Annotated in this window: 11 protein-coding genes; 9 read left to right on the top strand and 2 right to left on the bottom strand. The window is 63.9% G+C overall.

Annotated features, from left to right (window positions below):
* Positions 1-120 precede the first annotated feature (120 nt).
* Positions 121-666, bottom strand: a complete 546-nt coding sequence (locus QTA58_RS14640; protein ID WP_289669410.1) for a glutathione peroxidase — start codon at positions 664-666, stop codon at positions 121-123.
* 198 nt (positions 667-864) lie between these two features.
* On the opposite strand from QTA58_RS14640, the gene QTA58_RS14635 reads away from it, so the two are divergent.
* From QTA58_RS14635 to lysS, 3 genes are all read left to right on the top strand, one after another.
* On the top strand, positions 865-2,637 hold the full coding sequence (locus QTA58_RS14635; protein WP_085420294.1) for an SLC13 family permease: 1,773 nt from the start codon (positions 865-867) through the stop codon (positions 2,635-2,637).
* 116 nt (positions 2,638-2,753) lie between these two features.
* Positions 2,754-4,211 (top strand): glutamate--tRNA ligase, encoded by a 1,458-nt coding sequence (gene gltX / locus QTA58_RS14630; RefSeq protein WP_289669408.1) that lies wholly within the window; start codon positions 2,754-2,756, stop codon positions 4,209-4,211.
* Between the two features lie 244 nt (positions 4,212-4,455).
* Positions 4,456-5,952 carry a lysine--tRNA ligase gene (gene lysS / locus QTA58_RS14625; protein WP_289669407.1) on the top strand — a complete coding sequence of 499 codons (1,497 nt, stop codon included), beginning with the start codon at positions 4,456-4,458 and terminating at the stop codon, positions 5,950-5,952.
* A gap of 194 nt (positions 5,953-6,146) precedes the next feature.
* Here lysS and QTA58_RS14620 read toward each other — a convergent pair whose 3' ends face one another.
* Positions 6,147-7,334: a hypothetical protein gene (locus QTA58_RS14620; RefSeq protein WP_200814017.1), complete on the bottom strand. Its 1,188-nt coding sequence runs from the start codon at positions 7,332-7,334 to the stop codon at positions 6,147-6,149.
* A 276-nt stretch (positions 7,335-7,610) separates the two neighbouring features.
* Here QTA58_RS14620 and QTA58_RS14615 point away from each other — a divergent pair, with 276 nt between their 5' ends.
* The 6 genes from QTA58_RS14615 to QTA58_RS14590 all read left to right on the top strand — a co-directional run bounded on the left by QTA58_RS14615 (position 7,611) and on the right by QTA58_RS14590 (position 12,911).
* Entirely contained in the window at positions 7,611-8,507 is an 897-nt protein-coding gene (locus QTA58_RS14615; RefSeq protein WP_289669406.1) for a metal ABC transporter substrate-binding protein, read from the top strand.
* Positions 8,508-8,509: 2 nt separating this feature from the next.
* Positions 8,510-9,412 (top strand): manganese/iron ABC transporter ATP-binding protein, encoded by a 903-nt coding sequence (locus tag QTA58_RS14610; RefSeq protein WP_289669405.1) that lies wholly within the window; start codon positions 8,510-8,512, stop codon positions 9,410-9,412.
* Entirely contained in the window at positions 9,393-10,253 is an 861-nt protein-coding gene (locus QTA58_RS14605; RefSeq protein ID WP_289669404.1) for a metal ABC transporter permease, read from the top strand. Before QTA58_RS14610 ends, QTA58_RS14605 begins: the two co-directional genes overlap by 20 nt.
* Positions 10,250-11,083 (top strand): metal ABC transporter permease, encoded by an 834-nt coding sequence (locus QTA58_RS14600; protein WP_289669403.1) that lies wholly within the window; start codon positions 10,250-10,252, stop codon positions 11,081-11,083. Before QTA58_RS14605 ends, QTA58_RS14600 begins: the two co-directional genes overlap by 4 nt.
* A 51-nt stretch (positions 11,084-11,134) precedes the next feature.
* Positions 11,135-11,536, top strand: a complete 402-nt coding sequence (locus QTA58_RS14595; protein ID WP_085420300.1) for a MarR family winged helix-turn-helix transcriptional regulator — start codon at positions 11,135-11,137, stop codon at positions 11,534-11,536.
* Between the two features lie 79 nt (positions 11,537-11,615).
* The gene (locus tag QTA58_RS14590; protein ID WP_289669402.1) at positions 11,616-12,911 is read left to right on the top strand and encodes an MFS transporter; all 1,296 of its coding nucleotides are present in this window, start codon (positions 11,616-11,618) and stop codon (positions 12,909-12,911) included.
* Positions 12,912-12,929: the final 18 nt, after the last annotated feature.

Raw genomic sequence — 12,929 nt, 5'->3', positions numbered from 1 at the left:
TCGCCGCAAAGCGGCGGGTGGGGGTGACAAAATCCATAGACCGCAGCTCGCACGTATTACGGATCACCCCACCCCGGACCTCCGGTCCGACCCTCCCCCTCAAGGGGAGGGTGAAGGCATTCAGCCCTTCGCCAGTTCCCGGTCGACCGCCGCGACGAGCCGGCCGTCATCCGCCGTCACATCCGGCGCGAAGCGGGCGACGATCTCGCCGTTGCGGCCGATCAGGAATTTTTCGAAGTTCCAGAGGATTTCGTCATCGTCTTCGACCTGCATGCCGAAGCCGCGCAGGCGTTCCTTCATCGGGCCGTCGCCGGTCACCGGCACGCCGGAGCCGGTGAGCTCCCGATAGAGCGGATGCTTGTCCTCGCCCTTGACGGAAATCTTCGAGAAGATCGGGAATTTCACGTCATAGGTGAGCGTGCAGAACTCGACGATCTCGGCATCGGTGCCCGGCTCCTGCCCCTTGAAATTGTTCGCCGGAAAGGCGGTGACGACGAAACCCTGATCGCGCTTGTCCTCATAGAGCTTCTCGAGACCCTCGTACTGCTTCGTCAGGCCGCATTTGGAGGCGACGTTGACGACAAGCATCACCTTGCCCTTGTATTCGTTGAGGGAAGTCTCGCGCCCGTCGGCCAGCTTGACTGGAATGTTCAGAACACCGCTCATCTGCAAATCTCCAAGAATGTGAAATCGTTAGGCCGCCACAAACTATTCCAGCTGACCGGATTGTCCAGTGGACAAGTGTCCCTTTCGCGGAACTTTGCCGAGCCGCCGGGATTGATACGCCGCGGGAGAGCGGCAACTAATTGCGTTGCGGCAGATGGCCTTCCGTCCGCCGACCCGCCTCATACCCGCCGGAGCCACATGACCACGCAGCAGATCCTCGCCTTCTCCGTCATCGCCGTCATGATGGCGGTCTTCATCTGGGATCGGTTCCGTTACGACATGGTCGCCTGCTGCGCGCTGGTGCTGGCCGTGGCACTCGGCGTCGTGCCGGTGGACAAGGCCTTTTCCGGCTTTTCGGACGACATCGTCGTCATCGTCGGCAGCGCGCTCGTCGTCAGTGCCGGCGTGGCGCGGTCCGGCATCGTCGACACGGCGATCAAGAAATTCTTCCCGAACCTCGACACGCTGCACACCCAGCTTGCGCTGCTGATGATCGTCGTCGCCCTCCTGTCCGCCTTCATCAAGAACATAGGGGCGCTGGCGATCATGATGCCGGTCGCCTTCCAGTTCGCGCGCAAGTCCGGGGCCTCGCCGTCGAAATACCTGATGCCGATGTCGTTCGCCGCCCTTCTCGGCGGGCTGATGACCCAGATCGGCACCTCGCCCAACATCGTCGTCTCGCGGCTGAGGGAAGAGCTGACCGGCACCTCCTTCACCATGTTCGATTTCACGCCGATGGGCGCCATCCTGACCCTCGTCGGCATCACCTTCCTGCTTTTCTTCCACTGGCTGGTTCCGAGCCGCACCAAACAGAGCAACTCGATCGAGGAAGCGGTCGAAATCACCAACTACACATCCGAAGTCTCGGTCACCGAACAGTCCGTCGTGCGCGAAAAACCGATGAGCGAGCTCCTGAAGCTCGGCGACGGCGAAGTGATCGCCACTGCCGTGCTGCGTGGCACGACCCGCATGTCGCCCTTTCCGGATCTCGTGCTGCGGGAAGGCGACGTGGTGCTGCTGGAAGGCCCCTCCAAGGCCCTCGACCGGATCGCGTCCGGCGGGAGGCTGAAGCTTTCCGGAAAGCCGATCAGGGAGAACGGCCAGGTTCAGGCGGACGTGATCTCCGTCGAGGCGATCGTCAGCCAGGAATCCCCGTTGCAGGGACTTTCCGCCAGGGAACTGGCGCTCTCCTATACCCGCGGCGTCAATCTTCTGGCGATCAGCCGGCGCGGCGAGCGCCTGAAGGAACGGCTCGGCGAACTGACGCTCGCGGCCGGCGACGTGCTGGTGCTGCAGGGAAGCCGCAAGAACCTGCCGGCCGTGCTGCAGGATTTCGCGCTCCTGCCGCTTGCCCAGCGGGAGGTGCTGCTCGGCACGCACCGGCGCGCCTTCATTCCGCTGATCATCCTGGCGCTCGCCATGGCCGCGACGGCGGTCGGCATAGCGCCGGTGCCGGTGGCCTTCTTCGCGGCCGCACTCGGCATGGTCGTCTTCCGGGCGATCCCGCTCGCCGACATTTATAAATCGGTCGACGGACCGATCCTCGTCATGCTGGCAGCACTCATTCCGGTATCGGATTCGCTGCGCACCACCGGCGGCAGCGAACTGATCGCCGGCTGGCTGGGCGATGCCGCGGCGAGCCTTCCCGCCTGGGGCGCGCTCGGCCTGATCCTCGTGACGGCGATGGCGGTGACGCCCTTCCTCAACAATGCCGCGACCGTGCTCGTCATGGGGCCGATCGCCGCGAGCTTTGCGACAAACCTCGGCTTCAGGCCGGAAGCCTTCCTGATGGCGGTGGCGATCGGCGCGGGCTGCGATTTCCTGACCCCCGTCGGCCACCAGTGCAACACGCTGGTCTTCGGCCCCGGCGGCTACAAGTTCTCCGACTATCCGCGCCTCGGGCTGCCGCTTTCCTTCCTCATCGTGCTCGTCAGCGTGCCCGCCCTGCTCTATGTCTGGCCGGTAAGATAAGGGTTGCGGGCAAAAACCTTGACGCTTCCGGCTGAATATGGCCTAAGCCTGCGCCAATCCGCATTCCCAAGACAGGCTTGGCGCCCACCGGAGCGCCTTGAGACAGAGCATCGTTCATGACCGCCACGAAGCCCCGCGTCCGCATCGCCCCCTCGCCCACCGGCGAACCGCATGTCGGCACCGCCTATATCGCGCTTTTCAACTATCTCTTCGCCAGGAAGCATGGCGGCGAATTCATCCTGCGCATCGAGGATACCGATGCCACCCGCTCGACGCGGGAATTCGAACAGAAGGTGCTGGACGCGCTGAAATGGACGGGGCTGACCTGGGCGGAAGGCCCGGATGTCGGCGGCCCCTACGGCCCCTACCGCCAGTCCGACCGCAAGGCGATGTACCAGCCCTACGCGCAGGAGCTGCTCGACAAGGGCCATGCCTTCCGCTGCTTCTGCACGCCCGAGCGGCTGGAAGAGATGCGCGAGGCGCAGCGCGCCGCCGGCAAGCCGCCGAAATACGACGGTCTCTGCCTGAACCTCAAGGCCGAGGAAGTGACGGCGCGCATGGCGGCGGGCGAGGCCTCCGTCATCCGCATGAAGATACCGGCCGAAGGCAATTGCGAATTCCATGACGGCGTCTATGGCGACGTGTCGATCCCGTGGGATTCCGTCGACATGCAGGTGCTGATCAAGGCCGACGGCATGCCGACCTATCACATGGCAAACGTCATCGACGACCATCTGATGAAGATAACCCATGTGGCGCGCGGCGAGGAATGGCTGGCGTCGGTGCCGAAGCATATCCTGCTCTACCGCTATTTCGGCTGGGATGAACCGGTCTTCATGCACCTCTCCCTCATGAGGAATGCCGACAAGTCGAAGCTGTCGAAGCGCAAGAACCCGACTTCGATCTCCTATTATTCCGCGCTCGGCTACCTGCCGGAAGCGCTGATGAACTTCCTGGGCCTGTTCTTCATCCAGATCGCCGAGGGCGAGGAACTGCTGACCATGGACGAGCTGATCGAAAAGTTCGATCCGGAAGCGCTGTCCAAGGCCGGTGCGATCTTCGATCTGCAGAAGCTCGACTGGCTGAACGGCCGCTGGCTGCGCGAGAAGCTTTCGCCGGAAGAGTTCATCTCCCGCACGCTGGAATGGGCGATGGAGAACGAGCGCCTGACGGAAGGCCTCAAGCTCTCGCAGAGCCGCGTTTCCAGGCTCGGCGAACTGCCGAACCTCGCGGGTTTCCTGCTGGCAGCCGATGTCGGCCTGACGCCGGCCTCGTTCGCGGGCCTCAAGGCGACCCCGGCCGAGACGCTGGAGATCATCAACACGGTCCAGGCCGATTTCGAGAAGATGCCCGACTGGAACGTGGAATCGATCGACCAGGAACTGCGTGCTATCGCCGACAAGCTCGGCAAGAAGCTGCGCGTCGTCACTCCGCCGCTCTTCATCGCCATGTCCGGCTCGTCCCGTTCGCTGCCGCTGTTCGACAGCATGGCGCTGCTCGGCCGTTCCGTCGTAAGGCAGCGGCTGAAGATCGCCGCGGCAGTGGTGGCGTCCATGGTGGGCGACGGAAAGTAATATCCAGTGCTGCCGGCAACGGCGGCATGCTGAAATACCCCCCTCTGCCCTGCCGGGCATCTCCCCCTCAAGGGGGGAGATCACAAGAGGTACAGCCTCCGCCTTCATCCATGTAGAATGCTGAGCATTCGACAGTATATTTGGGGGCGATGAGCGTGCTCCATCCAATCTCCCCCTTGAGGGGGAGATGTCCGGCAGGACAGAGGGGGGTAATCCCAACGACAGCCCTTAAAGGCGAAACACGATGACCGACACGACCAACGAAACCGCCCTCTCCTCCGACGCCACGCAGGTGCGCGCCCAGAAGCTCGCCCTGCTGCGCGACAAGATCAGCGACGTCTATCCGGCGCATTTCCACCGCACCATGACCAATGCGGAGCTGGCCGAGAAATACAAGAACCTGGAAGCGGATGTCGAAACGCAGGACGTCGTCACCGTCGCCGGCCGCGTCTATTCCTCGCGCAATTCCGGCATGTTCATGGACATCCATGACGCCTCGGGCAAGATCCAGATCTTCTCCCACAAGGATGTGACCGGCGAGGAGGCGCGCGACCTGCTGCCGCTGATCGATATCGGCGACATCATCGGCGTCACCGGCGTCGTGCGCCGCACCAAGCGGGGCGAGCTGACGATCAACGCCCAGTCGATCATCATGCTGACCAAGTCGCTTCTGCCCATGCCGGAAAAGTGGCACGGCCTTTCCGACATCGAGCTGCGCTACCGCAAGCGCCATCTCGACATCATGACCAACGAGGAATCGAAGCTCCGCTTCCAGCAGCGCTCGAGGATCGTCTCCGGCATCCGCCGCTTCATGGAGAACGACGGCTTCATGGAAGTCGAGACGCCGATGCTCCATTCGGTCTATGGCGGGGCCACCGCCGAGCCCTTCAAGACGCATCACAACACGCTGAAGCTCGACATGTACCTGCGCATCGCGCCGGAACTGTTCCTGAAGCGCACGCTGGTCTCCGGCCTCACCGACAAGGTGTTCGAGATCAACCGCAACTTCAGGAACGAAGGCGTTTCGACCCGGCACAATCCCGAATTCACGATGATGGAGTGCTACTGGGCCTATGCCGACTACGAGGACATCATGGACCTCGTGGAGCGGATGTTCGCGCAGCTCGCCATGACCGTCCACGGTTCGACGGAATTCAAGTTCCAGGACAAGGAACTCTCCTTCAAGGGGCCATTCAAGCGCGTGCCCATGCCCGCCGCCGTGATGGAAGCGACCGGCATCGATTTCCTAGCGATCAAGACGGACGAGGAGGCCCGCGCCGCGGCACAAGCCGCCGGGTTCGAGGTGGAGAAGGACTGGACCTGGGGCGAATGCCTCGCCTTCATCTTCGAAGAGAAGGTCGAGCCGACGCTGATCCAGCCATGCCACGTCATCCACTTTCCGAAGGACATCTCGCCCTTCGCCAAGGAAGTGCCTGACGAACCGCGGTTGGTGGAGCGCTTCGAGACCTATTGCAACACCTGGGAACTCGGCAACGCGTTTTCGGAGCTCAACGACCCGGAAGAACAGCGCCGCCGCATGGTGGAGCAGCTCGAACAGGCGCATGCCCGCGGCGAGAAGGAAAAGCAGCTCGACGAGGAATTCCTCGACGCCATGGACCAGGGCATGCCCCCCGCCGGCGGCCTCGGCATCGGCGTCGACCGGCTGGTGATGTTGCTGACGGATTCTCCGTCGATCCGCGACGTCATCCTGTTCCCGGCACGGCGCGCCAAGGCGGATTGACGCAATTGCCCCTCACTCTAACCCTTTCCCCGTAAGAACGGGGAGAGGGAACCTGCCCCGAACATGGCATCGATGGGAAACCGATATCCCGCAGGTTCTTTTCCGGGGCTGAGGGTGAAGGAAACCCGTGCCGCATATTTCCTTCTCCCCAGCGGCGAGAAGGTGCCCGGCAGGGCGGATGAGGGGCTGAAGAGTTAATGCCCCGAATCCGTCTTCTGCCCGGTCGCTGAGGCATCGCCATCGGCCTTCGCCGGCGCGGCTGCCGATTGTCCGCGGAACTTGGCGAGCCAGGCCGCGCCGGCCGCGTCCGCGGCGGTGGTTCCGTCGGCCGGCGGCGGTGCCGCATCGGCATGGGACCCATCCTCGGGGCCGTCATCGGAACGGATCACGTCGGCATCGCTCGCCTTCGACCATCGCTTGCCGCCTTCCGCGGCGGTCCGGGGCTCGGGCGCGGGCGAAGCTGCTTCCGGCGCGTGCTGTGCCGCGGCTTCGTCATGGGATGGAGCGGGCTTCGCCTCTTCGCCGCGGCCGAAGATCATTCCCTTAACCGAGGCCAGGAAACCGCCCTCTTCCTTCTGCGGATCGATGGCCGCCTGTTCGGCTGAGGCGGGCTGATCGCCATGATCTTCCGTGGCGGCCGCCTCCCCGTGACCTTCTGCCGCCTCCCCGTGACCTTCTGCCGGCGCACCGTGGCCGACGGCGGCGGGCTCCGCGGCATGGCCGGGGGTTCTCTCCTGTCCGCTGCTTTCACCGTGGCCGGACCCCTCGCTTGGGCCGCCGGCAGGAGCACCATGCTCGCCATTGGAAGCGACGGCCTTCGGGTCGAAGCAATCGGCACTGTCGGTCAGCCTGGCGGAAAGCGTTTCGACATCCTCGAGCGGCAGGTCGATCCGCATGCCGTAATATTCGCCGTTCGCATTGGCCGAACCGTCGAGATAATAGGCGGAATAGGTCTGGGCGGCGATGCCTTCCGGGACCTTCTCCGGATCGGGGATATAGACGACCTGCGCTCCGATCATCCGGCCGCGCATCCGGGCGCGATCCGTGGGGCCTGCCTTGTCGACCATCGCCACCTGGACGAGATCGGCCTTTTCCTTCTTCTGCACCGCCTGGGCGACGCGCAGCGCCGTCTTCAGGCGCGCCGGGCCGTCGCCGGCCTTGTCGCTCGTCACATATTTGCGGACCCAGTAGCGCTGGTCGCGCCTGATCTTGATCGTTTCCAGCGTGGTACATTCGAGCCCGTTGAGCTCGCGGTAGGAGGGGCCGAGGATCTTGTCCGCGCCGATGATGACCGCAGCGGCGCCGCTGCCGCCGCCGAACAGGACGATGCTGCCCATGATCAGGACGAGCGTCCTGGAAAACCGGAACCTGGGACCCTTCACTTGCCGAGCTCCGGCATGATCAACTCCATTCACGCAAAACACCCATGGAATATTGGCCGGATATTCGCCCATTCTTCTTGAAGAAGCTTTAACCCTCGGCCGCCGGCGGCGGAGCAATCTGGAACAGGCGCCGATCTCGGCAGTTCCGCGCCAAAGGCAGGCGGTCTGCCGCAATTGGACGCTCTTCTTGCGAATGAGTTGCAATAGCAATTGACAGTCGAGAAATTTTTGCTACTTGGTATTGCGACTTAATCGCAAAAAAGGTTTGATCTGCTCATGAGACATTTCCGCCGCACGTTACGATTGGCTCTGGCTGCCGCCCTGCTCTCCCTCCCCTGGGCGGCGAACGCGCAGGAAAAGCCGAAGGTGGTGACCACCTTCACGGTGATTGCCGACATGGCGAGAAATGTCGCGGGCGACGCGGCGGATGTGGAAAGCATCACCAAGCCGGGTGCGGAAATCCATAACTACCAGCCGACGCCGCGCGATCTGCTGCGCGCCCGCGACGCCGACCTGGTGCTGCGCAACGGGCTGAACCTCGAACTCTGGTTCGAGAAATTCCTGGCGAACCTCGGCGACGTGCCGAGCGTCACGGTCTCCGACGGCGTGGAACCCATGGCGATCGCCGGCGGCGCCTATCAGGGCCGGCCGAACCCGCATGCCTGGATGTCGCCGGACAATGCGGTGATCTATGTCGAGAACATCCGCAAGGGGCTGACGGAGATCGATCCGGCGCATGCGGATGTCTATGCCGCCAATGCCAAGGCCTATACGGACAAGATCCGGGCCGAAATTCAGCCGATCCGCGACGAGCTCGCCGCCCTTCCCGAGGATCACCGCTGGCTGGTGACGAGCGAGGGCGCCTTCTCCTATCTCGCCCGCGATTTCGGCCTCAAGGAACTCTACCTCTGGCCGGTCAATGCCGACAGCCAGGGCACGCCGCAGCAGGTGCGCGCCGTCATCGACGCCATGCGCGAGCATAGGATCGGGGTGATCTTCAGCGAAAGCACGGTTTCCGCCGAGCCGGCCCAGCAGGTCGCCCGCGAGACCGGCGCGAAATACGGCGGCGTCCTTTATGTCGACTCGCTGAGCGAGGAAGGCGGCCCTGTTCCGACCTATCTCGATCTCCTCCGGGTGACCACGCAAACCATAGCGAAAGGCCTTTCGCAGTGATGATGGGCAAGACGAAACCCGCGGCCGCCGGCCTCGACGTGAAGGATGTCACGGTTGCCTACCGCAACGGACTGACGGCGCTGAGGCACGCGACCTTCACGGTACCGAAAGGGACGATCACCGCGCTGGTGGGCGTCAACGGCGCCGGCAAGTCCACGCTTTTCAAGGCGATCATGGGTTTCGTGCCGCTCGCCCAGGGCTCCGTCGAGATCTTCGGCATGCCCGCCCGCGAGGCTCTCAGGAAAAACCTCGTCGCCTACGTGCCGCAGGCCGAGGAGGTCGACTGGAATTTCCCGGTCCTCGTGGAGGACGTGGTGATGATGGGCCGCTACGGCCATATGAATTTCCTGCGCATCCCCTCGCGCCGCGACCATGAGATGGTCACCCAAGCGCTGAAGCGGGTGAACATGGAGGAATACCGCAAGCGCCAGATCGGCGAGCTCTCCGGCGGGCAGCGCAAGCGCGTCTTCCTGGCGCGCGCCCTGGCGCAGGAGGGACAGGTCATCCTGCTGGACGAGCCCTTCACCGGCGTCGACGTGACGACCGAGGAGCAGATCATCACGCTTCTGAAGGCCCTGCGCGACGAAGGCCGGGTCATGCTGGTCTCCACCCACAATCTCGGCAGCGTGCCGGAATTTTGCGACCGCACCGTCTTCGTCAAGGGCACCGTGCTCGCCTATGGCAGGACGGAGGACACTTTTAACGAGGCCAATCTCGAAAAGGCCTTCGGCGGCGTGCTGCGCCATTTCATCCTCGGCGGCGCCGAACTGCACGACGATGCCGACCCGCGGCATGTGAGGGTGATCAGCGACGACGAGCGGCCTTTCGTCACCTATGGCAACGGCAGGCAGAAGACGGGCAAGGACCAACCGAAGGAGAAGGCTGATGCTCCAGACGCTCCTTGAGCCCTTCACCTACGGCTATATGACCAACGCCATCTGGGTCAGCGCGCTGGTCGGCGGCGTCTGCGGCTTCCTCTCGGCCTACCTGATGCTGAAGGGCTGGTCGCTGATCGGCGACGCGCTTTCCCATTCCATCGTCCCGGGCGTCGCCGGCGCCTATATGCTCGGCCTCCCCTTCTCGATCGGCGCCTTCCTGTCCGGCGGGCTTGCGGCCGGCGCCATGCTCTTCCTCAACCAGCGGACGAGGCTCAAGGAAGACGCCATCATCGGGCTCATCTTCACCTCCTTCTTCGGCCTCGGCCTCTTCATGGTGTCGCTTTCGCCGACCTCCGTGAACATCCAGACGATCGTGCTCGGCAACATCCTCGCCATCACGCCGGAGGATACGCTGCAGCTCGTCATCATCGGCGGCGTGAGCCTGGCGATCCTGGCGCTCAAGTGGAAGGACCTGATGGTAACCTTCTTCGACGAAAACCATGCGCGCACGATCGGCCTGAAGCCGGACCTCCTGAAGGTCCTGTTCTTCGCGCTGCTCGCCGCCTCGACCGTCGCGGCCCTGCAGACGGTCGGCGCTTTCCTCGTGGTCGCCATGGTGGTGACGCCGGGAGCGACCGCCTACCTGCTCACCGACCGGTTCGAGAGGCTGATCCTGATGGGTCTCGTCATCGGCGCGGCGACTAGTTTCGTCGGCGCTTATCTGAGCTACTTCCTGAACGGCGCGACGGGCGGCATCATCGTCGTGCTGCAGACCGCATTGTTCCTCGCCGCTTTCCTCTTCGCGCCGAAGCACGGCATACTCGCCGCCCGCCGCCGGCTGCACCGGACGCTGGAGGAGAAGGCATGAGCGACTTCCTCGACCTTTTGACCTTCCCGTTCCAGATCGATTTCATGCAGCGCGCCTTCATCGTGACGCTGATGATCGCGCTGCCGATGGCGATCCTTTCCTGCTTCCTGGTGCTGAAAGGCTGGTCGCTGATGGGCGACGCGGTCTCGCATGCCGTGCTGCCCGGCGTCGTGATCGCCTACATGCTGTCGATCCCGCTGTCGGTCGGCGCCTTCGCGGCCGGCATGATCTGCGCGCTTGCGACCGGCTTCCTGAAGGAGAACAGCCGCATCAAGGAGGATACGGTGCTCGGCATCGTCTTCTCCGGCATGTTCGGCCTGGGCCTCGTCCTCTTCGTCAAGGTGCAGAGCGACGTGCATCTCGACCACATCCTGTTCGGCGACATGCTCGGCATCCTCCCCTCCGATCTGGTCGAGACAGGCCTCATCGCGCTCGCCGCCACCCTTTTCCTCGTCATCCTGCGCAAGGACCTGCTGGTGCATTCCTTCGACGAGCAGCATGCCAAGGCGATCGGCCTGCCGGTGCGCCTCCTCCATTACGGCCTGCTTGCCGTGCTGTCGCTGACGGTGGTCGGCGCGCTGAAGGCGGTCGGCATCATCCTGTCGGTCGCCATGCTGGTCGCGCCCGGCGCGATCGCGTTCCTCGTCACCCGCCGTTTCACCCAGATGCTGCTGACGGCGATGGCGATCGCGGCGGGCTGCTCGCTCCTCGGCATCTATGTGAGCTTTTTCCTCGATAGCGCCCCTGCCCCGACCATCGTGCTGCTGATGACCGCCTTGTTCGTTCTCGCCTTCGTGCGCACGACGATCAAGGCCCGCGCGGCCGCCTGAAATCTTTGTTCCCCTCTTGCGCAAGCCGGACTACGGGTATATACCCGCGCCATGCCGGACGATACATGCCATTGCATCCTGCTGAGAAAGGCCTCCCGGAAGGTCTCGTCATACTATGACGAGGCGCTGGCGCCGCTCGGCGTCAACATTGGCCAGTTCAGTCTGCTCAGGAACATCAACCGGCTGGCGCCTGTCTCGCTGACGGAACTCGCATCACAGGTGGAGCTCGACCGCTCGACGGTCGGCCGCAATGCCAAGGTGCTGGAACGCATGGGGCTGGTGACGATCGGCCATGGCGAGGACCAGCGCGAGGCCATGCTGAGCGTGGCGACCAAGGGCCACGCGATCCTGAAAAAGGGCGCGCCCCTCTGGGATGGCGTGCAGGACGATATCGAGGCCCGGCTGGGCCCCGAAAAGACGAAACAATTGCAGGATCTGCTCGCAGCTCTCTGAGGAATTTTTTGCGCAAACACGGGTATATACCCGAAATGACACGCTGCGGATGCGGCGACGATCAGGAAAGGGATAGATAATGATTTCCACCAGCGCCGCCCGATGGATGGCCGGCAGAAACCTCCACTATGGGTGGGTTGTCGCCGCGACCACCTTCCTGACCATGCTGGCGACCGCCGGCGCCATGGGCTCGGCCGGCGTGATGATCCAGCCGCTGCACCAGGAATTCGGCTGGGATATCGCCGACATCTCCTCCGCCATGGCGGTCCGCCTCGTGCTCTTCGGCCTGCTCGGCCCGTTCGCCGCCGCCTTCATGAACCATTTCGGTATCCGCCAGGTGGTGGCGACGGCGCTCGCCCTCATCATGGGCGGCATCGTCGTCTCGCTGTTCATGACCGAGGTCTGGCAGCTCGTGCTCCTCTGGGGCGTGGTGATCGGCGTCGGCACCGGCATGACGGCGCTGGTGCTTGGCGCGACCGTCGCGACCCGCTGGTTCTCCAAGCGCCGCGGCCTGGTCGTCGGCCTGATGACGGCGAGCAATGCCACCGGCCAGCTCGTCTTCCTGCCGCTGCTCGCCGCGATGACGGAGGCCTATGGCTGGCGCACGGCGCTGACGCTGACCGTCGCGGTCATCGCCGCCGCGATGGTGCTGGTCCTCCTGCTGATGCGCGACCATCCCGCCGATGTCGGCCTGCCGGCCTATGGCGATACGACGGTTTCGAAGCCTCCGAAGCAGGACCACAAGCTGCTCGCGACGCTCGCCTCGCCGCTCGTCACCCTTTACAGCGTCGCCGGCAATCCGGTCTTCTGGGTCCTGTTCGGCACGTTCTTCGTCTGCGGCCTTTCCACCAACGGCCTCATCCAGACCCACTGGATCTCGATCTGCGGCGATTTCGGCATGGCCGCGGTGACCGCCGCCAGCACGCTCGCCGTCATCGGCATCTTCGATTTCTTCGGCACGATCTTTGCCGGCTGGCTCTCCGACCGCTTCGACAACCGCTTCCTGCTCTTCTGGTTCTACGGCCTGCGCGGCCTGTCGCTGATCTACCTGTCCTTCTCGGGCTTCAGCTTCGTGGAACTCTCGGTCTTCGCGATCTTCTACGGGCTCGACTGGGTGGCGACCGTGCCGCCGACGGTGAAGCTCGCGGCGGAAAACTTCGGCCGTGAAAAGGCGGGCCTCGTCTTCGGCTGGGTCTTTGCGGGCCACCAGCTCGGCGCTGCGACGGCCGCCTTCGGCGCCGGCTTCTTCAAGAGCGACTTCAACACCTATATGCCCGCGCTGCAGATCGCCGGCGTGATGTGCATGATCGCCGCGATCTCGGTCCTGCTGCTGAGAAAGCCCGGCTCGGCAACGGCGGTACCGCAGGCGGCTTGAAAATCTCATGCGGTCAAC

The organism is Neorhizobium sp. CSC1952, assembly GCF_030378245.1.
Classification (GTDB): Bacteria; Pseudomonadota; Alphaproteobacteria; order Rhizobiales; family Rhizobiaceae; genus Neorhizobium; species Neorhizobium oryzae_A.
The sequence above is the reverse complement of the archived record's forward strand: the minus strand, read 5'-3'. Positions and strand labels throughout refer to the sequence as shown.